Annotated in this window: 19 protein-coding genes and 1 tRNA gene; 16 read left to right on the forward strand and 4 right to left on the reverse strand. The window is 71.8% G+C overall.

The window, feature by feature from the left end; translation table 11 throughout:
- Positions 1-234 precede the first annotated feature (234 nt).
- The 10 genes from LO772_RS20610 (at position 235) to LO772_RS20655 (ending at position 11249) form a co-directional block, all read left to right on the forward strand.
- Positions 235-1719 carry a polysaccharide biosynthesis protein gene (locus LO772_RS20610; RefSeq protein WP_231773499.1) on the forward strand — a complete coding sequence of 495 codons (1485 nt, stop codon included), beginning with the start codon at positions 235-237 and terminating at the stop codon, positions 1717-1719.
- A 233-nt stretch (positions 1720-1952) separates the two neighbouring features.
- Positions 1953-2399 (forward strand): pyridoxamine 5'-phosphate oxidase family protein, encoded by a 447-nt coding sequence (locus LO772_RS20615; protein WP_231773500.1) that lies wholly within the window; start codon positions 1953-1955, stop codon positions 2397-2399.
- A 590-nt stretch (positions 2400-2989) separates the two neighbouring features.
- The gene (gene eno / locus LO772_RS20620) at positions 2990-4276 is read left to right on the forward strand and encodes a phosphopyruvate hydratase (RefSeq protein WP_231773501.1); all 1287 of its coding nucleotides are present in this window, start codon (positions 2990-2992) and stop codon (positions 4274-4276) included.
- Between the two features lie 61 nt (positions 4277-4337).
- A complete protein-coding gene (locus LO772_RS20625) occupies positions 4338-4868 on the forward strand; it encodes a septum formation initiator family protein (protein WP_231773502.1) in 531 nt (176 codons plus the stop codon).
- An 88-nt stretch (positions 4869-4956) separates the two neighbouring features.
- The gene (locus LO772_RS20630; protein WP_231773503.1) at positions 4957-5481 is read left to right on the forward strand and encodes a DUF501 domain-containing protein; all 525 of its coding nucleotides are present in this window, start codon (positions 4957-4959) and stop codon (positions 5479-5481) included.
- Entirely contained in the window at positions 5481-6416 is a 936-nt protein-coding gene (locus tag LO772_RS20635) for a Ppx/GppA phosphatase family protein (RefSeq protein ID WP_231773504.1), read from the forward strand. The genes LO772_RS20630 and LO772_RS20635 overlap by 1 nt, the downstream gene beginning before the upstream one ends.
- Before the next feature lie 415 nt (positions 6417-6831).
- Positions 6832-8184 (forward strand): NAD(P)/FAD-dependent oxidoreductase, encoded by a 1353-nt coding sequence (locus tag LO772_RS20640; RefSeq protein WP_231773505.1) that lies wholly within the window; start codon positions 6832-6834, stop codon positions 8182-8184.
- Positions 8185-8470: 286 nt separating this feature from the next.
- Positions 8471-9700 (forward strand): SAM-dependent methyltransferase, encoded by a 1230-nt coding sequence (locus tag LO772_RS20645; RefSeq protein WP_231779649.1) that lies wholly within the window; start codon positions 8471-8473, stop codon positions 9698-9700.
- A 116-nt stretch (positions 9701-9816) separates the two neighbouring features.
- Positions 9817-9898, forward strand: a tRNA-Leu gene (locus LO772_RS20650).
- A 466-nt stretch (positions 9899-10364) separates the two neighbouring features.
- Positions 10365-11249 (forward strand): Bax inhibitor-1/YccA family protein, encoded by an 885-nt coding sequence (locus LO772_RS20655; protein ID WP_231773506.1) that lies wholly within the window; start codon positions 10365-10367, stop codon positions 11247-11249.
- Positions 11250-11428: 179 nt separating this feature from the next.
- Here the strand turns inward: LO772_RS20655 and LO772_RS20660 are convergent, their stop codons facing one another.
- Positions 11429-11662 carry a DUF4287 domain-containing protein gene (locus LO772_RS20660; protein ID WP_231773507.1) on the reverse strand — a complete coding sequence of 78 codons (234 nt, stop codon included), beginning with the start codon at positions 11660-11662 and terminating at the stop codon, positions 11429-11431.
- Positions 11663-11771: 109 nt separating this feature from the next.
- Between LO772_RS20660 and LO772_RS20665 the strand changes: the two genes are divergently transcribed.
- Positions 11772-12176, forward strand: a complete 405-nt coding sequence (locus tag LO772_RS20665) for a hypothetical protein (protein ID WP_231773508.1) — start codon at positions 11772-11774, stop codon at positions 12174-12176.
- 125 nt (positions 12177-12301) lie between these two features.
- On the opposite strand, the gene LO772_RS20670 is transcribed toward LO772_RS20665, so the two are convergent.
- Positions 12302-13522 carry an acetyl-CoA C-acetyltransferase gene (locus tag LO772_RS20670; RefSeq protein WP_231773509.1) on the reverse strand — a complete coding sequence of 407 codons (1221 nt, stop codon included), beginning with the start codon at positions 13520-13522 and terminating at the stop codon, positions 12302-12304.
- A gap of 139 nt (positions 13523-13661) precedes the next feature.
- Positions 13662-14786 carry an SGNH/GDSL hydrolase family protein gene (locus tag LO772_RS20675; RefSeq protein ID WP_231779650.1) on the reverse strand — a complete coding sequence of 375 codons (1125 nt, stop codon included), beginning with the start codon at positions 14784-14786 and terminating at the stop codon, positions 13662-13664.
- Positions 14787-15086: 300 nt separating this feature from the next.
- Here LO772_RS20675 and LO772_RS20680 point away from each other — a divergent pair, with 300 nt between their 5' ends.
- The 4 genes from LO772_RS20680 to LO772_RS20695 all read left to right on the forward strand — a co-directional run bounded on the left by LO772_RS20680 (position 15087) and on the right by LO772_RS20695 (position 18628).
- The gene (locus LO772_RS20680; protein ID WP_231773510.1) at positions 15087-16466 is read left to right on the forward strand and encodes a cystathionine beta-synthase; all 1380 of its coding nucleotides are present in this window, start codon (positions 15087-15089) and stop codon (positions 16464-16466) included.
- Between the two features lie 145 nt (positions 16467-16611).
- A complete protein-coding gene (locus tag LO772_RS20685; RefSeq protein ID WP_231773511.1) occupies positions 16612-17673 on the forward strand; it encodes a GNAT family N-acetyltransferase in 1062 nt (353 codons plus the stop codon).
- A gap of 174 nt (positions 17674-17847) precedes the next feature.
- Positions 17848-18168 (forward strand): hypothetical protein, encoded by a 321-nt coding sequence (locus LO772_RS20690; RefSeq protein ID WP_231773512.1) that lies wholly within the window; start codon positions 17848-17850, stop codon positions 18166-18168.
- Positions 18169-18385: 217 nt separating this feature from the next.
- The gene (locus LO772_RS20695; RefSeq protein ID WP_231773513.1) at positions 18386-18628 is read left to right on the forward strand and encodes a chaplin; all 243 of its coding nucleotides are present in this window, start codon (positions 18386-18388) and stop codon (positions 18626-18628) included.
- A gap of 98 nt (positions 18629-18726) precedes the next feature.
- Here the strand turns inward: LO772_RS20695 and LO772_RS20700 are convergent, their stop codons facing one another.
- On the reverse strand, positions 18727-19500 hold the full coding sequence (locus LO772_RS20700) for an SDR family NAD(P)-dependent oxidoreductase (RefSeq protein WP_231773514.1): 774 nt from the start codon (positions 19498-19500) through the stop codon (positions 18727-18729).
- A 257-nt stretch (positions 19501-19757) separates the two neighbouring features.
- On the opposite strand from LO772_RS20700, the gene LO772_RS20705 reads away from it, so the two are divergent.
- Positions 19758-20240 (forward strand): Asp23/Gls24 family envelope stress response protein, encoded by a 483-nt coding sequence (locus LO772_RS20705; protein WP_231773515.1) that lies wholly within the window; start codon positions 19758-19760, stop codon positions 20238-20240.
- Positions 20241-20300: the final 60 nt, after the last annotated feature.

Raw genomic sequence — 20300 nt, forward strand, 5'->3', positions numbered from 1 at the left:
CCCCCGTAGTCTGAACGGCGGTACCGGTGGGCGTCGCGACGTCTGCCGGGGTTGTGGGGGCGGGAGGGGCAATCGCGGTGTGACGCCGCGAACCGGCGGGTGTGGATGGGGATTTCGCCCGCCGGGTCGTGGGGGGTCGATGCCGCGCGCGATACCGGCAGCACACCGCCGACGGTGTCGCGGCCCCTGACTTGGGGGGGCTTGATGGTGGGGTCGGGTACCACATCGGACAAATTGCGCGCGGGTCTGCGAACCCTGGTCGTGGGGGCCGGGTCGGCGGGCAGCGCACTCGCGAGGGATCTGCTGCGCACACCCGAATTCGGGCTGCGGCCGGTCGGTTTCCTCGACGACGATCCGCACAAGAAGCACGTACGCGTCGCCGGGCCGCCGTGGGAGGACTCGGGGCTGCCCGACACCCTTCCCGTGCTCGGCCGCCTGGACCACCTGGTCGCCGTGAGCCTCGAACAGGGCGTCGAAGTCGTCGTGTTGGCGATCCCGGGGCTGGCTCCCGAGGACTTCCGCACGGTCGCGGCGGACGCGTCGGCGGTCGGCGCGAGCGTGCGCTACCTGCCGTCGTTCCTGGTCGCGCTGCGCCGCGACGTCGTCGGCAGCGACATGCGCACGCTGGACGTCAACCGCCTGATCGGCCGTCAGGAGCTGCACGTCGTCTCGGCGTCGGTCCGCGGGGTCATCGCCGGCCGCCGCGTCCTGGTGACCGGGGCCGGCGGCTCGATCGGCAGCGAACTGTGCCGTCAGGTCTACGGGTTCGGCCCCAGCAAGATGTACATGCTGGACCACGACGAGTCGAACCTGCACCGCCTGCAACTCGACGTGTGGGGCGAGGCGTTGCTCGACGACGACACTCTCGTCATCGCCGACATCCGGGACCGGCCGCGCATCGAGCAGGTGTTCCGCGACCTCAAACCCGAGGTCGTCTTCCACGCCGCCGCGCACAAGCACCTGCCGCTGCTGGAGAGGCACCCGTGCGAAGCGGTCAAGTCCAACGTGCTCGGCACCGAGAACCTGGTGCGCGCCGCGCTGGATGTCGGGGTGGAGCGGTTCATCCTCATCTCCACCGACAAGGCCGCCGACCCGGTCTCGGTGCTCGGCGCCACGAAGCGGCTGGCCGAGCTGATCGTGCAGGCCAACACCCAGGCGCCCGGCGTGTTCGCGGGGGTGCGCTTCGGCAACGTGCTCGGCAGCCGGGGCTCGCTGCTGACCGTGCTCGCCGAGCAGGTCCGGGTGGGCGGTCCGGTGACCGTCACCCACCCCGAGGTCACCCGCTTCTTCATGACCATCGAGGAGGCGGTGGGCCTGGTCCTGGAGGCCGGGCGCATGGCGCAGGGGGGCGAGATCTTCGTCCTGGACATGGGCGAGCCCGTCCGGATCGTCGACCTCGTCCACAAGTTCGTCGAGCAGGTGAACCAGCCGCAGGTCGAGATCCGCTTCACCGGCCTGCGGCCCGGCGAGAAACTGCACGAGGCGCTGTTCTCCGCGGTGGAGGAACGGCTGCCGACCGAGCACCCGCGGGTGTACGCGACGGTCCCTCCCGTCGCGGCCCTCGACGCCGTCGTCCGGCTGCCCGACCTCTACGGGGCCGCGGCCGGCAACGACAACGCCGCGGTCCGGGGGCTGCTCACCGAGCTGCTGCCGGGGTACGCGTCGCCCGCGACCGACGGGGTCGCGGCGTTCACCGCGCTCTATCCGGACGACTACTGAGCACGACGCCCCGCGTCGGGAACGACCGCGGGGCGGCAACTGGCGGCGGACGCCCGGGAATCACGGGAATCACCCGGCCGAGTGATTGCGTTTCCCGGGTGATGTCCGGAGCACCGCGCTCCGGGCCGGGCCCCTGCCTGTGTCCTGCGTCACTCGCCGAGGTAACGTGACCGGACGTAAAACCGTCGGACCGTACCCGCGGCAGCGGGACGGCACACGAGAGGCGGAAGCGGATGATCGCCCCGGAGTTGAAGGCCGCACTCGACCACATGCTCGGCGACCCCGAGCACTGGGTGCACGTCGGAACGGTGACCCCCACCGGGGAACCCCACGTGACGCCCGTGATGCTGGCGTACGACGACGACCACCTCTACCTCAGCCTCACCGGCCGCACGAAGAAGGCCAACCTGGAGAAGAACCCCAAGGTGTGCCTCTCGATCGCGGAGGACGGCGAGATCGCGCACGTGATCGTGTGGGGCGAGGTCGAACTGCGCGAGGACGCCTGGGCGCAGGAGCGCTGGGAGTACGCGATGCGGCTGATCCTGGGCGACGAAGGCCTCTCGTCCCAGCACCGCGCGCTGTCCCGCGAGGGCACGAGCCTCGGCGTCGTCACCCCGACGCGCTGGCGCGTCTTCGGCCTGGACGGCGGCCCGGCGCACGGACCGGGGTATCTCGGCTGACAGCCCAGGGAGTTCGGCGCCAAGGGCGGCCGACGCCGCCGCGGACTCGACCGCGCACCGAGCCGACCCCGGCGAACGCCGTCACCGAACACCCGTGAGCGAGGCGGCACATCGTCCGCATGTGCCTCGACGCCGTGCCGGACCCGGTACGAGGGACGCGGCGATCGCGCGGGACGCCTCGTGCCCGCACCCGCCTCGCCGACCGAGCGACAGCGCCGGACCGCCGACCCGCGGCCGACGCGGGAGACGCGCGGCGATCGCATCGGACGCGGCGTACCCACACCCGCCTCGCCGACCGCACCGGACCGGCGACCCGCGGCCGGCGGGGGACGCGGCGATCGCGCCGGACGTATCGCACCCACCGCGGCGACCGCGCCCGCGCGGCCCCCGGCGGCCCGCGGCCCGCAACGGGCGCGCCCCGGTTCCCGCCGGTGAAATCCGCACGTCCGTCCGGACGATGGCGCTGTGGGGCGGCGCGCGCTCGTTCGTCCGTTGTGCGCGCGATCGGGTGGTGCCCGCGTGGTTCGCCTCGGTTCAGGCACTAGGCTCGGCCGAGCAGACCCTTGTGCCGGAATCACCTAGGAGACGCTGTGCCGTCCATCGACGTCGTCCACGCGCGCGAGATCCTCGACTCCCGCGGCAACCCCACGGTCGAGGTCGAGGTCGTCCTCGACGACGGCAGCCAGGGCCGCGCCGCGGTGCCGTCGGGCGCGTCGACCGGTGCCTTCGAGGCGATCGAACTGCGCGACGGCGACGACCAGCGCTTCGGCGGCAAGGGTGTCGAGAAGGCGGTCCTCGCCGTTATCGAGCAGATCCAGACCGAGGTCGTCGGCATCGAGGCCGACGAACAGCGCATCGTCGACCAGACGATGATCGACCTGGACGCCACCGAGGCCAAGTCCAACCTCGGCGCGAACGCGATGCTGGGCGTCTCGCTCGCCGTCGCGCACGCCGCCGCCGAGGCCGCGCAACTGCCGTTGTTCCGCTACCTCGGCGGCCCCAACGCGCACGTGCTCCCGGTCCCGATGATGAACATCCTCAACGGCGGTGCCCACGCGGACACCAACGTCGACATCCAGGAGTTCATGATCGCGCCGATCGGTGCGGAGACCTACCGCGACGCCCTGCGCTGGGGCACCGAGGTCTACCACGCGCTCAAGTCGGTGCTGAAGAGCCGCGGCCTGGCCACCAGCATCGGCGACGAGGGCGGCTTCGCACCCGACCTGCCGAGCAACCGCGACGCGCTCGACCTGATCCTCGACGCGATCAAGAAGGCGGGCTTCGAGCCGGGCCGGGACATCGCGCTGGCCCTCGACGTCGCGGCCACCGAGTTCTACAAGGACGGCGCGTACACCTTCGAGGGCGCGTCGAAGTCGGCGGCCGACATGGCGTCGTACTACGCGGAGTTGGTGTCCGCGTACCCGCTCGTGTCGATCGAGGACCCGATGAACGAGGAGGACTGGGCCGGCTGGCAGGAGCTGACGGCCACCCTCGGCGGCAGGGTCCAGCTGGTCGGCGACGACCTGTTCGTCACCAACCCGGAGCGTCTGCGCCGCGGCATCGACACCGCGACCGCCAACGCCCTGCTGGTGAAGGTCAATCAGATCGGTACGCTCACCGAGACGTTGGATGCCGTGTCGCTCGCCCACCGCAACGGCTACCGGTGCATGATGAGTCACCGTTCGGGCGAGACGGAGGACACCACGATCGCGGACCTGGCCGTCGCCACCAACTGCGGTCAGATCAAGACCGGTGCCCCCGCCCGCTCCGAGCGCGTGGCGAAGTACAACCAGCTGCTGCGTATCGAGGAGATCCTCGACGACGCGGCTGCCTACGCCGGCCGCGGCGCGTTCCCCCGCTTCAAGGCTGACGCCTGACACAACGTCAGGCCGGTCGCGCGGGACGTCCGCGCGGCCGGCCCGACGGCAGGGAGGGCGCGTGTCCGAGACGGACGCACGCAAGGGGACCGGACCGGGCAAGGCCAAGAGCGGTGCGAACCGCACGAACGGGACGAAGCCCAAGAGCACCGCGAAGCGCCGACGCATCGTCGTGACGTGGGGCGGCCCCAAGGGTCGGCCCAACCGCCTGACCGGGCGCGCCGGCGTCCTGGTGCTGGTGGTGTCCGTGCTGGCCATCGCCCTCGTCGTACCCGTACGCCAGTACCTGGACCAGCGGCGCGATCGCGACGGCCTGCGGGTCGAGACCGAGCGGCGCCGCGACGAAGTCGAGCGGCTGCGCGAGGAGTTGGAGCGCTGGCAGGATCCGGCGTTCATCCGCCAGCAGGCCCGGGGGCAGCTGCACTACGTCAACCCGGGCGACACCGCCTACTCGGTGATTCCCCCGCCGCCGGTCGCGCCGAGCCCGGGGGAGTCCCCGAAGGACGGGTCGTGGACCGGCGAGCTGTGGACCACCGTCCAGGACGCGGACGCCGCCCCCGCGCCGAACCCGTCGGCGGCACCTTCGCCGTAGCCGTGGGCCGCGCAACCCCGGCGTGTTCCGCGCCGAGCCGGGACCGCCGCGTGAACCCCGCCGAGGAAAGTCCGAAATACTGCCCCCCATGGATCAGCAGGACGTCGCCTCCGTCACCGCACAACTCGGCCGCACCCCACGCGGCCTGCGCGAGGTCGCCCACCGGTGCCCGTGCGGGCTGCCCGATGTGGTCGAGACCGCGCCCCGTCTGGAGGACGGCAGCCCGTTCCCGACGATGTACTACCTGACGTGCCCGCGGGCCGCGTCCGCGATCGGCACGCTGGAGTCCGACGGCATGATGCGCGAGATGAACGACCGGCTCGCCGCCGACCCCGATCTCGCCGCGCGCTACCGTGCCGCCCACGACGACTACATCAAGCGCCGCGACGCGATCGAGGTGCTGCCGGGCTTCCCGTCCGCGGGCGGCATGCCGGACCGCGTGAAGTGCCTCCACGTGCTGGTGGCGCACGCGCTCGCGGCGGGCCCGGGGGTCAACCCCCTGGGCGACGAGGCCCTGGCCGCGCTGCCCGAGTGGTGGCGCAAGGGCCGCTGCGTCGCCGCCCCCGACGCGGCGGCGACCGACGCGACCGACGACAGCCCGAGGGGTACGTGATGACAGAACGCGTGGCCGCGATCGACTGCGGCACCAACTCGATCCGCCTGCTGGTGGCCGACCTCGATCCCGCGACCGGCGCCCTGAAGGACCTCGACCGGCGCATGGAGATCGTCCGGCTCGGCCAGGGCGTCGACAAGACCGGGCGGCTGGCCCCGGAGGCGCTGGAGCGCACGTTCGCCGCGTGCCGCGGGTACCGCGACGCGATCACCGCGCTGGGTGTGGAGCGCCTGCGCTTCGTCGCGACCAGCGCGAGCCGCGACGCCGAGAACCGCGAGGAGTTCCGGGCCGGCGTCCGCGAGCTGCTCGGGGTCGAACCCGAGGTGATCGCCGGTGACGAGGAGGCGGCGCTGTCCTTCCTCGGTGCCACCCGCGAACTGGGCGGCGGCGCGGGCGGTTTCGCCCGCCCGTACCTCGTCGTCGACATCGGCGGGGGCTCGACCGAGTTCGTGCTCGGCGACGACCGCGTCGAGGCGGCCCGCTCGGTCGACGTCGGGTGCGTCCGCATGACCGAGCGCCACCTGCGCTCCGACCCGCCCACGGCCGAGCAGATCGCCGCGGCCCGGCACGACATCGAGGCGGCGATCGACCAGGCCGCCCGGGACGTGCCGCTGGACCGGGCGAAGACCCTCGTCGGGCTCGCCGGTTCGGTCACCACGGTGGCGGCCATCGCGCTCGACCTGCCCGAATACGACTCGGCCCGGATCCACCACACACGGGTCGGCGTGGCACGGGTGCGCGAGGTGGCCGGGCGTCTCCTCGCGTCGACGCACGAGCGGCGGGCGGCGATCCCGGTCATACACCCCGGCCGGGTCGACGTCATCGGCGCCGGCGCGCTCGTACTGCTGACGATCATGGAACGGGTCGGCGCCGACGAGGTCGTCGTCTCCGAACACGACATTTTGGACGGCATCGCCTGGTCGGTCCTCGGCTGACGGGGCCCCGTCGCGCGGCGTCCCGGGACGGCGCGCGACGGGACGCCTTCGGCGATGTTTGTGAATCTCTTCACATGTCCGTCGGCGATTCTTTTCGTCACCTTGGCACTAAGTGCTGCTCCGTGTTGCCTTCCCGACCGTCCCCGTCATCGTTCGACCATCCCCATCGGTTGCCCCGGGCGACCGAGACCGGGATCACACGGCCCCTGGGAGCGCCGGGGGCCTGTGGATCGTTGCAGGTCATCGCCGTGGTCGGGGGGCCCGGCCGGGACAACGTGGCATACGGGGGCAAGCGGACGGATATACGCGGGAGCAATCGGGCGAAAACAAAAGCGTGCAGGGTATCACAGGGGTACGTGAGGGCTGCGCGCGACCTCGGAGCGGACCCCCTCGCGTCTCCGGGATACTTCCCTGCATGAGCAGCAACAAGGACCGTCGCCACCGCATCCTCGTTGTCGGCGGCGGGTACGTCGGCCTGTACGCAGCGCAGCGCATCCTCAAGAAGGCCAAGTACGGAGAGGTCTCCGTCACGGTCGTCGACCCGCGCTCGTACATGACGTACCAGCCCTTCCTGCCAGAGGCCGCGGCCGGCAGTCTGTCGCCGCGCCACGTCGTCGTCCCGTTGCGTCGCGCGCTGCCCAAGGCCGACGTGGTCACCGGCCGGATCACCGCGATCGACCAGGAGCGCAAGGTCGCCCGCGTGGTTCCGCTCGTCGGTGCCGAATACGACCACGAGTTCGACTACCTCGTCGTCGCGCTCGGCTCGATATCCCGCACGTTCCCGATCCCCGGGCTCGCGGAGAACGGCATCGGCTTCAAGACCATCGAAGAGGCGATCGCCCTCCGCAACCACGTTCTCGGCCAACTCGACATCGCCGACTCCACCAGCGACCCGGAGATCCGCCGCAAGGCGCTGACCTTCGCGTTCGTCGGCGGCGGCTTCGCGGGCATCGAGGCGCTCGCCGAGATCGAGGACATGGCCCGCGACGCGATCAAGTACTACAAGAACATCACCCGCGATGACATGCGCTTCATCATGGTCGAGGCGATGCACCGCATCCTCCCCGAGGTCGGCGACGAACTCGGCAAGTGGACGCTGAAGAAACTCAAGCAGCGCGGCATCGAGTTCTATCTGGAGACCTCGCTGCAGTCCTGTGTCGACAAGCACTGCGTGCTGTCCGACGGCACCGAGTTCGACGCGTCCACCATCGTGTGGACCGCGGGCGTCAAGCCGAACCCCGCACTCGCCCGGTTCGGCCTGCCGCTCGGGCCGCGCGGGCACGTCGACACCCGCCCGACCCTCCAGGTCGCCGGGATGGACCACGTGTTCGCCGCGGGCGACAACGCCCAGGTGCCCGACCTGGCGGCGGGCGAGGGCGCGTGGTGCCCGCCGAACGCCCAGCACGCGGTACGCCAGGCCAAGCAACTCGGCGACAACGTCATCAGCGTCATGCGCGGTTTCCCGCCAGCCGAGTACAAGCACAAGAACCTCGGCGCGGTCGCGGGCCTGGGCCTGCACAAGGGCGTCGCGATCATGTTCGGCAAGTTCAAGCTCAAGGGCCTGCCGGCGTGGCTGTTCCACCGCACGTACCACATGTACGCGATGCCGACCTTCAACCGGAAGACGCGCATCGTGGCCGACTGGACCCTCGCGATGTTCTTCCGCCGCGAGATCGTCTCGCTCGGTTCCATGGAGCACCCCCGCGACGAGTTCGCGGAGGCCGCCCTGCCCCCGGCGCCCGCGCCCGCCGCGAGCAAGACCGCCTGAGATCCGAAGCACCGTCAGGGTCCGTGTCCCGCACCGGGAGACGGGCCCTGACGCGTTCCCCGACCCGATCCGCCGGGCCCGAGCGCGCTCCCACCGACGCCCCGCCCCGGCAAACGACTGAAACGGGCGTCACGCGGACGCGAGCAGGGCAACGTACGAAGGTTGGCGCGCGAGCGGGAGTGAGGCGAGCAAAGTGGGCACGAGCACGACGAATACCGGCGCGAAGCGCAGCGGAACCTCCGGCTCGCCCGCGCGGGCGCGGCACACGCCCGGCGCCGGGACGGCGCTGCGACACCTCGCGGATCCGTCCGCGAAGCACTGGCCCGGGCTCGCCGCCGTCCCCGATGCCGCCGCCCGCGCCCGGGTCGCCAAGCGGCTGTTCCTGACCGCGGTCCGCGGCCTCCGCGTCCGCGTCCATCTCCCCGGCGGGCGGGTGGTCGGCGGCGGTGGTTTCGGCGACCCCGTGATGCGGATCGCGCGGCCGGACGAGTTCTACCGCAGGATCGGCGCGCACGGCCTGATCGGCTTCGGCGAGGCGTGGATGACCGGCGCGTGGGACGCCGACGACCCGACGGGCGTGCTCACGGTCTTCGCCCGGCGCATGGACACCCTCATCCCGCGTCCGCTGCAGAAGCTGCGGCGCTGGGCGGTCGCCGTACGGCCCGCGGAGGAGGAGAACACCCCCTCGGGCGCGCGCGGCAACATCAGCCGCCACTACGACCTCTCCAACGACCTCTTCGCGCTGTTCCTCGACGAGACGATGACGTACTCCTCGGCGCTCTTCGAGCCCGGCGACACCCTCGCCGACGCGCAGCGCCGCAAGATCGACGCCGTCCTCGACGCCGCGGCCGTCGGGGAGGGGACGCGCGTCCTGGAGATCGGCACCGGCTGGGGCGAACTGGCGCTGCGCGCCGCGGCGCGCGGGGCCGAGGTCGTCACGATCACGTTGTCCGAGGAACAGCGCGTGCTGGCCCGCGGCCGCTTCCGCGAGGCCGGAGTCGCGGACCGCGTGGACGTGCGCCTCTGCGACTACCGCGAGGTCTCCGGCAGGTACGACGCCGTGGTCAGCGTCGAGATGATCGAGGCGGTCGGCGAACGCTACTGGCCGGCCTACTTCGCCGCGATCGACCGCGCGCTGGAGCCGGACGGACGGGCGTGTGTGCAGGCCATCACCATGGCCGACGACCGCATGCGCGCGGCCCGCGACACGTGGACGTGGATGCACAAGTACGTGTTCCCGGGCGGCCTCATCCCGTCCGCCGAGGCCATCGACGACGCGCTGGCGTCGCACACGCGCCTGCGCGTCGTCCACCGCCGCCAGTTCGGGCCGCATTACGCCGAGACGCTGCGCATGTGGCGCGAGCGCTTCCTCGGCCGGGCGGACGAGGTCGCGGCGCTCGGCTTCGACGCGACGTTCCGGCGCATGTGGGAGTTCTATCTGGCGTACTGCGAGGCCGGGTTCCGCTCCGCGTACCTGGGTGTATCGCAGTTCACACTCGCCCGCAGGGTCCGCTGAGCGGCCCTCGGTCGCACCCGGCGGACCGGCCGTACGCCGCCCATCCTGACGGTTGGTCGGGTGGATGGCCGAGGTTGGTCAACAGGGTGCTTCGATGCCGCTACGCTCGGCATCGCGCCCGGATGGTGGAACGCAGACACGGCGAGCTTAAACCTCGCTGGCCGCACGGCCGTGCCGGTTCGAGTCCGGCTCCGGGCACCGGATCGAAACGGCTCTGACCTGGAAGAACGCCACCGTCGCGGGAGCGTCGGACCAGGTGGGGGACGGGTGGGTCGGCACGGGAGGGGGGCCCGAGTGCGGTGCCCCTCTTCCGTCGCTGTGCTCCAGGGTGGACCACGGCGGAGGGCGTTCCCATAGAAGTCCTGATGCCGGTGCCTCGGAGTCGCGATGGCAGAAAGCCCCCGAAATCCGCACGGGACGTGCCGATCAATCCCGATCAATCCCGGTCTTTCCGAGCCGTACAGAATTGATCATATTTCGTCGTTTTTCGTCGTGAGAGCAGCCTCACGCCGTGCGCGGACCGGGCACAATCGGGCATGCCCGCGCGTTCTCCCCCCGGAGGATGGGGTACAGATCCTGCTTGCGGGTTACCCCAATGGATTTACTGAACTATTACTCTTAACCCCAGACCCCTCGCACTCCGCGGGGGCATGGAGGAGTTGACATGAGGAGCAGCAACCCGGTCCTCTCGCGGCGGGGGGCCTTCGGTGCGCCGCAGGCCGGGCCGCAGCAGGCGCCGCAGTACGGCGCGCCCTATGGGCAGCAGCCGTCCGGTTCCGGAAACCCGTTCGGCGGGAACGCCTCGCAGTTCGGGCAGCAGCAGCCCTATGGCCAGCCTACGTCGGCGGACCAGCTCAACCAGATGTACCGGCAGCAGTCGGCGGGCCCGGTCCAGACCGGCCGCATGACCATCGACGACGTCGTCGCGAAAACCGCGCTGACCCTGCTCACCGTCGTCGTCTTCGGAGCGCTCTCGTGGGCGCTGCTGCCCGCGGAGAACTACGGTTGGGCGTTCGCGTCCATGCTCGCGGCGTTCGGGCTCGGGCTCTTCATCACGTTCCGGCGCTCCATCCACCCGGGGCTCGTGATCGGCTACGCGGCGCTGGAAGGCATCTTCCTGGGCGCGGCGAGCCACGCCTTCGAGAACGCGTACAGCGGCATCGTCATCCAGGCGGTCCTGGGCACCGCGGCGATCTTCGTGGCCATGCTGTGGGCCTACAAGTCCGGTCGCATCCGCGTCACCGCCCGCTACACCCGCATCGGCATCGCCATCGCGATGGCCTTCGTGATGCTGATGCTCGTGAACCTCGTGTTCGTCGCCTTCGCCGGCGGTGACGGGGTGCGCGGCGGCGGCATGGGCATCGTGATGGGCATCGTCGGTATCGCGCTCGGCGCGTTCTTCCTGTCCCTCGACTTCCACGAGGTCGAGCAGCTCGTCGCGGCCGGCGCTCCCGAGCGCGAGGCGTGGCGCGCGGCGTTCGGCCTGACGCTGTCGCTGGTGTGGATCTACCTGGAGCTGCTGCGCCTCCTGGCGATCTTCCGCGACTAGCGCGCGGGCCGGTGGTGCCGGGCCGACAGGCTCGTCCACCCGCATATGACCTGACATGACACGTGGCGGTGGCCCCCAGGCCACCGCCACGTGTCATGTTCGGACGTGTTCGTGTGTGTCGGAATGTGTCGGGGATCCGAGGCACTTCTCGATGTCGCGCGGGGGTCGTCCGCAGCGGGTCAGCGCACACCGCGGGACATGCGGCGCCGGTCGTGCTCACGCATAATGGCCGTCGCGTGGCCGTGTGCGATGCTGTGCTCGTCCTGCAACCAATGGACCCGGTCCTCGAAGCGCGAGAAACACGGACCCTGGTCGATCTCCTTGAACCAATCAGGGAGTTCACGACCGGTTACGGACGGAACCCGCGCGAGCAGGTTCCGGTGGGTCTCTTCGGAGAAGTGCGGCAAGGACATAAGCGCCTCCGGTGAGCGTTCCGTGCCCCGAGCGTGCATGACGGGCGAACGGTTGGCAACCGCTCGAAGCACACAAATCCCAGCGAATCCCGGGCGGTACGCTCCGGTTATGTCGTCCCTCCCCTCGGAATCCCCTCGGAAACCGCCCGGCGACGCGGGCCCGGGCATATCCCCGGCCACCGCGGAGCTCGCCCGGCGGATCCGCGGGCTCGCCGACCGCTACCGCCACCTCTCCGAGTCGCGGCTCCGGGCCCGCCTCGACCCTGACGACACGTCAGACCCGGACCGTACGTGCGCCGGCGCGGGCCTGGCACTCGCCCGGACACTGGCCGCGCTGGGCGACGCCCCCGAGGGGCGCGAGGTTCCGGACGTGGGCGTTTTCGCGGTCGGCGACCAGATCGCGGTGACCGGGCTCGATCTCGTCGCGTATCTGGAGCGCGGCCCGGCGCGCGCCGCCGAAACCACGGCGAACACCGCGCTCACCGCGGTGCGCGCGCTCGCCGCCCGGGTGTGACCGGACGCGCGGACGCTCCGGCGCACTCGTCCGGACACCGCGAAACCCACCCGGCCCTCGCGGGCGCGGGTGGGTTTCGCGGTGTCACGGGTGCGCGGTTCCCGGGGCACCCGGCCCCGAGCGGATCAGCTCAGCCGCTCCAGGACCATCGCCATGCCCATGCCGCCGCCCACGCACATGGTCTCCAGGCCGAACTGCTTGTCGTGCCACCGGAGCGAGTTGATCAGCGTGCTGGTGATCCGGGCGCCGGTCATGCCGAAGGGGTGGCCGATCGCGATGGCCCCGCCGTTGACGTTGACCTTGTCCAGCTCGAAGCCCAGGTCGCGGTACGACGGGATCACCTGCGCCGCGAACGCCTCGTTGATCTCCACGAGGTCGATGTCCGACGTCGTCAGCCCGGCGCGCTTCAGGGCCAGGCGCGACGCCTCGACCGGGCCGTACCCCATGATCTCGGGGGAGAGGCCGGTGACCGCGGTGGACACCACGCGCGCGAGCGGCGTCAGGCCCAGGTCGCGCGCCTTCGTGTCGGACATGACGACCAGCGCGGCGGCGCCGTCGTTGAGCGGGCACGCGTTCCCGGCGGTGACCGTCCCGTCGGGGCGGAACACCGGCTTGAGCTGCGAGACCGCCTCCAGCGTGGTGCCCGGGCGCGGGCCGTCGTCGGCGCTGACGACCGTGCCGTCGGGCAGCGTCACCGGGGTGATGTCCTTGGCCCAGAAGCCGTCGGCGATGGCCTTCTCGGTGAGGTTCTGCGACCGGACCGCGAACTCGTCCTGGTCGGCGCGCGTGATGCCTTTGTGCTGCGCGAGGTTCTCGGCGGTGAAGCCCATGCCGATGTAGACGTCCGGCAGCAGGCCGGACTCGCGAGGATCGGTCCAGGTGCCGCCGTTCTCCGCGGCGTCCTTGACCCGTGCCGCGGCGTCCGCGAAGGCGGGGTTCCTGGTGTCGGGTATGGAGTCGCTGCTGCCCTTGGTGCGCGACGAGCTGACGACCTCGACGCCGGCCGAGATGAAGACGTCGCCCTCGCCGGCCTTGATCGCGTGCAGCGCCATCCGCGTCGTCTGGAGCGACGACGAGCAGTAGCGGGTGATCGTCGTGCCCGGCAGGTGGTCGAGACCGAGCAGGACCGACACGTTGCGGCCCATGTTGAAGCCGTGTTCGCCGCCGGGCAGGCCGCAGCCGAGCATCAGGTCGTCGATGTCGCGCGGGTCGAGGGCGGGCACCTTGTCCAGCACGGCCCGGACCATCGTGGTGGCCAGGTCGTCGGGGCGTACGTCCTTCAGCGAGCCTTTGAAGGCGCGGCCGATGGGCGAGCGCGCGGTGGCGACGATGACTGCTTCGGGCATGCGTGTACTCCTTGGCGCCGTCGGTACGAGGAGGCGGGGTCTCTCGTCTGGCTGAAGTTACTTCCTGGTAGACGAAGAGGGGAGGGGCGTGACCGCGGTTCGCGGTGCGATCTGCCCCACTCCTTCTTCTGATGGCCAGTCAGATCAGGCTACTCGACGGCGATTCCGCGTCGTCGCCCGTCCCCGGAGCCTGTGCCGCGCCACACGGCGTCGCGGCGTCGCCCGCGTCGTCCGGCTCGCCGTCCTTGTCCTCGCCTGTCTCCCCGTCCTCGGGGGACGCCGGGGCCGGGATGCGCCGCCGACGGCGGTGCCGCAGCAGCGCCCAGCGCCCGCGCGGTCCGCGCTCGTTGCCCGCGACGCGCGTGCCGGCGACCTCCGTACCGCCCTCCTCGACGGCCTCGACGGCCGCGACGGCGATCGGCAGCACGCCCTCGCCCCGGAAGCTGTCGGGGCGCTCCTCGTCCAGCGGCCAAAGGTCGAGCGCGGCGCACAGCGACGGCAGGATCGCCATCGCGGCGGTCGAGTAGCCCTCCGCGGACGGGTGGAACCGGTCCGGCCCGAAGAGGTCGCCCGGCCGGGCCGCGAACTCCGGGCCCAGGAGCGCGCCGATCGACACCGTACGGCCGCCCGCCTCGACCACCGCGATGGTCTGCGCGGCGGCGAGGCTGCGACTCCACTGCCGGACGAGATAGCGCAGCGGCTGCGCGATCGGCTCGATGGTGCCCAGGTCGGGACACGTCCCCACGACGACCTCGGTACCGGCGGCGATGAGGCGGCGCGTGGCCTGTTCGAGGCGGCGCACCGAATCCGCCGGGCGCACCTGGTGGGTCACGTCGTTGGCGCCGATCATGATCATCGCGACGTCGGGGTCGGCGGTGAGCGCCAGCGTCACCTGGCGCTCCAGGTCGGACGACTGCGCGCCCGACTTGGCCACGCCGATCAGCCGCACCGGGCGCTCGGCGACGGCCGACAGGCCGCACGCGAGCAGCGCGCCGGGGGTGTCCAGCGGGTCCTCGACACCGAGCCCGGCGGCCGACGAGTCGCCGAGCACCGCCAGGCGGATCGGCGGCTCGTCCGCGTCCTGGAACTCGCCGTACACGCCGTCGGCGGTCGGCGGCTCGCCGACCGGGGTGCCGACCGTGCGCCGGGCGAGCTTGGCCTCGGTGTACAGCACCGCGAACATCGCGCCGGTCAGGACGCCGACGCCGCCGCCTCCGAACGCCGCGGCGGCGGCGATGCGGCGCGCCGTCCGGGTGCGGATCATCGGGACGGCCCGGGGGTGGTGGGGATGGTCGTCATCCGGGCTCCTCCCGCTGTGCGTGCTCTGCGCCTTGCTCTGGGTCAACGGAATTCCGGTGGAGGGGAATTCCGAGACTCCCGTGTGACGACCCTAACCGACGGTCACGACGCCGAATTCCCCCGGCGGCGCGTCCGTCGCGGTGGTGGGCCGAGTGCGCGTCGCGTGCGTGTTGTTTCGTCCTAAGGTGTCCGGTGACCGGCCACTCCCGGCCACCTGGCGGACCCCGGTGGACCCGGCGGACCGGCGAGGATGCGAAGGAGCCCTGTGCGCTACGTCGACTCGATGCTCGATCTGATCGGCAACACCCCGCTGGTCAGGCTCGGCAGCGTCACCCAAGGACTGCGGGCGACCGTGCTCGCGAAGGTCGAGTACTTCAACCCCGGCGGCTCGGTCAAGGACCGCATCGCGGTGCGCATGGTCGACGCCGCCGAGGCGTCCGGCGAGCTGCGCCCGGGCGGCGTCATCGTCGAGCCGACGTCCGGCAACACCGGGGTCGGGCTCGCGATGGTCGCCCAGCGGCGCGGCTACCGGTGCGTCTTCGTGTGCCCCGACAAGGTGAGCACCGACAAGATCAACGTGCTGCGGGCGTACGGCGCCGACGTCGTCGTCTGCCCGACCGCGGTCGACCCCGCGCACCCGGACTCCTACTACAACGTGTCCGACCGCCTCGTCCGCGAGACGCCGGGCGCGTGGAAGCCCGACCAGTACTCGAACCCGCACAACCCCGAGTCGCACTACGCCGCGACCGGCCCCGAGATCTGGGAGCAGACGGAAGGACGCGTCACGGCGTTCGTCGCGGGTGTCGGCACCGGCGGCACGATCAGCGGGACCGGCCGCTTCCTCAAGGAGGTCTCGGACGGCCGGGTGCGCGTCATCGGCGCGGACCCCGAGGGCTCGGTGTACTCGGGCGGCAGCGGGCGGCCGTACCTCGTCGAAGGGGTCGGGGAGGACTTCTGGCCGACCGCCTACGACCCGTCCGTGCCCGACGAGATCATCGCCGTCTCCGACCGCGACTCGTTCCTGATGACCCGCCGGCTCGCCCGCGAGGAGGGCCTGCTGGTCGGCGGCTCGTGCGGCATGGCGGTCGTCGCGGGGCTGCGGGCGGCCGAGCGCCTGGGACCGGACGACGTGGTCGTGGTGCTGCTGCCCGACTCCGGCCGCGGCTACCTCAGCAAGGTGTTCAACGACGAGTGGATGGCCGACCACGGATTCCTGGAGGGGGCTCCGGGGGAGGCCACGGTCGGGGACGTCCTGTCGCGCAAGCAGGGCGGCCTGCCCGCGCTCGTGCACGTGCATCCGGACGAGACGGTGGGCGAGGCGATCGGCATCCTCCGCGAGTTCGGGGTGAGCCAGATGCCCGTGGTCAAGCCGGGCGCCGGCCACCCCGACGTGATGGCGGCCGAGGTGGTCGGCAAGATCGCCGAGCGCGACCTGCTCGACGCCCTCGTCTCGGGCCGCGCGGCCTCGGCCGATCCGCTGGAGAAACACATGTCGGCGCCGATGCCGGTGGTCGGCTCCGGCGAATCGGTGGCCCGGCTGGCGGCGGTTCTGGAGGGCGCGGCGGCGGCGCTCGTGCTGGTCGACGGGAAGCCGCAGGGGGTCGTCACCCGGCAGGACCTTCTCGGGCACCTGGCCGGCACCTGACGGCGTCCGTCTCGCCGCGCAGGCGAGACACGGTTCTTACACGGCCGGGCGGGTCCGTACCGCCCGGTCATGCCGACGTAGTCGACGCGTAACACGTTCGGGTGAATCTTGATCACGTGCCCAAACCCGCACGGAGGTGATCAACATGGCGCTGTGGCGTGTACGCGCGCAGGTCGACGACGATCCGGGACGCCTGGCGAGGCTGGCCGCGGTGCTCGCGGCCCACGACACGAACGTCCTGGCCCTGAACGTCCAGGCGTGCGCGGCCGGACCGGTCGACGAGTTCTTCGTCCACGCGCCCGCGTCGGTGCCCGCGAGCCGGCTGGCGGACGGCCTGATCGCCGCGGGCGGCCGGGACGTGGTGACGCGCGCCGCGGACGCGCACGAGCTGGTCGACTCGCCCACCAAGGCGCTCGTCCTCGCCGCTCGCCTGCGCGACCACCCCGACACGCTGCCTCAGGCGCTCGTCGAGCTGCTGGACGCCGACGGGGCCGCGTGGGTCGACGCCAAGGGGTCGCTCACCGGGGTCCGCACCGACGACACCGACGTGCTGTACGTCCCGGTGCCGGACGGCCGCGCGGTGCGCGTGGGCCGGGCCGGGATGCCGTTCACGATGACCGAGGCCGCGCGCGCCGCCGCCCTCGCCCGCCTCGTCGTCTCCGGCGCACCGGTCCCACCACCCGCCTCCACGGGGATGTGGCTGCTTCTGTCGGACGGCACCGAGGTGCTTCTCCGCCCCGGGCGGGCCGACGACGTCGACGAGGTGCAGGACATGCACGACCGCTGCTCCGCGGAGAGCCGGCGGCTGCGGTACTTCACCGCGATCCCGCGTCTGCCGCGCCCGGCGCTCGAACGCCTCCTCGTACCGCGCGCGGGCGTCACGCTGGTCGCCGTGCGGCCGGAAGGCGGCATCGCCGCGGTCGGTTCCCTGATGCACACGAACGACCCCGGCAGCGGCGAACTCGCGCTGCTGGTCGAGGACGCGTGGCAGGGGAGAGGCCTCGGCACGGCGATGCTGCGGCGGCTCGGCTCGCTCGCCCGGGCGCGCGGCATGGCCGAGCTGCGGGCCCACGTACTGCCGGGCAACGGGCGCATGCTCGGCGTCTTCGACCGGGCGGGCCTGACCGGTCGGCGGCGGTTCGCGGAGGGGGTGGTCCGCGTCAGCGTGCCGGTGGTGCCGAGCACGGTCCCGGGCCGGTGCGCGTGACGATCGCATCGCGCCGCGGTCCGGTGCCTCTCCCCAAACGGCGCTCCGGCGCGCTCGTGCCCGGGCCCGTCCCCGCACGGTCGCGGAGCGCGTGACGCGGGGGGCGGCCCGCTCGGGGCGGCGATGCGGCGTGAGCGGCGCCGAGATCCCCCGGACACGGCCTAGGCTCCTGCCATGGACACCGCACCTGTTTCCGAGACTCCCCAGTTCATCCGGCTCAGCCTGGACATCGTGCTGGAGGTCACCGACGAAGGAGCCCTGCGTACGGCCGCGTTGGGCGCCGTCAAGGGCGACGACGACCTCAACGCCGAGGAGCGCGCCGACGCCATCGCCGCGATCGAGGCGGACGTCGCCGAGTCGGTCTCGTACCTGATCGACCCCTTCGCGCTCGTCGCGGACGTGCCGGGCACCGAACTCAGCGAGGCGGGCTGGCAGTCCGAGGCGGTCGAGTACGCGCCGGAGGACGAGGACGAGGTGGACGAGGACGAGGGCTGAGGCACCCTCCGCGGGGTCGATGCCGCCGGGCGTTCGCGGTCGCCGAACGGCCGGGTCTCGGTGCCCGCCGGACCGCGTGCGCCGCGGTCGTCGGCCCCCGCCAGGTGCCGTGTCGGCTCCCAATGGGTGAATCCCGTGTCAGGGCGTGCCCGCTTCGCTGTTCCTTCGTTGTCCCGGATGCCGCGTGGACAGCGTGGCCCTGTGACATGGAGGAACAATGAACACGTTCAAGAAGGCCGTCGTCATCGTCGCCGCTGCCGGCGGTCTCCTGGGCGCGGGCATGGGTGCCGCTCAGGCGAGCACCGGCGCCGACGGTGCCGCCGTCAGCTCGCCCGGCGTCCTGTCGGGCAACAACGTCCAGCTGCCCGTCCACGTTCCGGTGAACGTCTGCGGCAACACGGTCAGCGTCATCGGCGTCCTGAACCCGGCGATCGGCAACACCTGCGCCAACTTCGGCTGAGCCGTCGCGGAGTCGCGACAGCGAGCCGTCAGGGCTGATGCGGCGGGCGTCGTACGGGGAGACCGTACGGCGCCCGCCGTCGTTCTCGGCGCGTGCCGTCAGGCGTGGGTGCCGCCGTCGATGCGCAGGGTCGTCCCGGTGACGAATTTGCCGTCCTCCGACGCCAGCGCCGCGATCATCCCGGCGATCACGTCCGGGTGCGCCATGCCCTCGCCGACGATCGGCATGAGCTTGGCGAAAAGCTCCCAGTCGGCGTCCGCGGGCACCTGGTTCGGGGTGTCGTCGACGATTCCGCTGGAGATGCTGCCCGGCGCGACGCACAGCGCGCGCAGCCCCTGGCGGCTGTACTCCAGGGCGAGCGCGTGGGTGAACGAGTCGACGCCGCCCTTGGACGCGGCGTACGCGGCCATGTAGGGGTGGGCGAACGCCGCCGACGTCGAACTGAAGTTCACCACGACCGCGCCCTCGCCGCTCTCCAGCAGCGCGGGCAGCGCGGCCCGGGTGACCAGGAACGTCCCCGTCAGGTTGACCGCGATGATGCGGTTCCAGACGTCGAGCGAGAACGTGTGGGTGTGCCCGGCCCGCAGGATGCCGGCCGCGTTGACCAGCACGTCCAGGCCGCCGAGGCGCGCGATCGCCTCGCCCACGCCGTCGGCGACCGCGGCCTCGTCGGAGACGTCGAGGACCGCGCTGGTCAGCTTGGCGCCGACACCCGCCTCCTCGGCCATCGCGTGGGTTTTCGCCAGTCCGTCCGCGTTGACGTCGACCGTGTGCACGGTGCCCGCCTCGCGGAGCAGGCGCAGCACGGTGGCCTGGCCGATGCCGGAGCCGCCGCCGGTGACGATGATCCGCCGGTCCTGGAACCTCTCCACTGATCCCCTCTTTCGTCCGCGCCGCGGGCCGGCCGCGGGCCGCCCTCATCTGACACCCCATCAGAAGTGCATCGTCTGTCGGGTTCAAGGCTTTTCGCGGGCGAATTGGAGCGCGTTTCGGTGTACCGGGGGTGCGGCTGCACAAGGATTTGTGTGATTTATCAGCGAATGCGGCAGGTGGTTCCGGGGAAAGCCAAGGCTTTGTAGCCACCAGACGGCCTGCCTGGCACCGCCTGGGCACGACGAAAGAGGTTCCCATGGCAGAGCGCCCGACCAAGTCGGCAACAGATTCCGGGACGACAGGCGGCTCGACGCCCGCCACCACCGGCCACGCGATCCAGGTGTCCGCGCTCTCGTCCGAGCGCGGGCGCACCGCGATCGCCGACTCCGTCGTCGCCAAGATCTCCGGCGTCGCGGCCCGCGAGGTATCCGGCGTTTACGCCCTCGGCAAGGGCGTCGCGCGGGCCTTCGCGTCGGTGCGGCAACGGGTGCCGGGCGGCAAGCCCAACGTCGCCCAGGGCGTCAGCGTCGAGGTCGGCGAGCGCCAGTGCGCGGTCGACCTCACGATCATCGTCGAGTACGGGGTCGCGATCTCCGAGGTCGCGGCCGACGTGCGCGAGAACGTGATCGACGCGGTCGAACGCATGACCGGTCTCGAGGTGGTCGAGGTCAACATCTCGGTGGACGACATCCACATCGAGAGCCCCGACGACGAGCGGACCGGTCGGACGCTCGAATAGGCCCGGCCGAGAGACGTGGGGTACGGCGACGACGCCGTACCCCACGATCGTTTTTGAGCC

Source organism: Yinghuangia sp. ASG 101, assembly GCF_021165735.1.
Lineage (GTDB): Bacteria > Actinomycetota > Actinomycetes > Streptomycetales > Streptomycetaceae > Yinghuangia.

What these genes read in the sequence shown, in the direction of transcription:
- LO772_RS20685 (WP_231773511.1), top strand. Translation starts at nt 16,612, where the DNA reads ATGGCGCTGTGGCGTGTACGCGCGCAGGTCGACGACGATCCGGGACGC.
- LO772_RS20630 (WP_231773503.1), top strand. Translation starts at nt 4,957, where the DNA reads ATGGATCAGCAGGACGTCGCCTCCGTCACCGCACAACTCGGCCGCACC.
- LO772_RS20665 (WP_231773508.1), top strand. Translation starts at nt 11,772, where the DNA reads ATGTCGTCCCTCCCCTCGGAATCCCCTCGGAAACCGCCCGGCGACGCG.
- LO772_RS20615 (WP_231773500.1), top strand. Translation starts at nt 1,953, where the DNA reads ATGATCGCCCCGGAGTTGAAGGCCGCACTCGACCACATGCTCGGCGAC.
- LO772_RS20635 (WP_231773504.1), top strand. Translation starts at nt 5,481, where the DNA reads ATGACAGAACGCGTGGCCGCGATCGACTGCGGCACCAACTCGATCCGC.
- LO772_RS20675 (WP_231779650.1), bottom strand. Translation starts at nt 14,786, where the DNA reads ATGATCCGCACCCGGACGGCGCGCCGCATCGCCGCCGCCGCGGCGTTC.
- LO772_RS20655 (WP_231773506.1), top strand. Translation starts at nt 10,365, where the DNA reads ATGAGGAGCAGCAACCCGGTCCTCTCGCGGCGGGGGGCCTTCGGTGCG.
- LO772_RS20640 (WP_231773505.1), top strand. Translation starts at nt 6,832, where the DNA reads ATGAGCAGCAACAAGGACCGTCGCCACCGCATCCTCGTTGTCGGCGGC.
- LO772_RS20690 (WP_231773512.1), top strand. Translation starts at nt 17,848, where the DNA reads ATGGACACCGCACCTGTTTCCGAGACTCCCCAGTTCATCCGGCTCAGC.
- LO772_RS20695 (WP_231773513.1), top strand. Translation starts at nt 18,386, where the DNA reads ATGAACACGTTCAAGAAGGCCGTCGTCATCGTCGCCGCTGCCGGCGGT.
- LO772_RS20705 (WP_231773515.1), top strand. Translation starts at nt 19,758, where the DNA reads ATGGCAGAGCGCCCGACCAAGTCGGCAACAGATTCCGGGACGACAGGC.
- LO772_RS20660 (WP_231773507.1), bottom strand. Translation starts at nt 11,662, where the DNA reads ATGTCCTTGCCGCACTTCTCCGAAGAGACCCACCGGAACCTGCTCGCG.
- LO772_RS20670 (WP_231773509.1), bottom strand. Translation starts at nt 13,522, where the DNA reads ATGCCCGAAGCAGTCATCGTCGCCACCGCGCGCTCGCCCATCGGCCGC.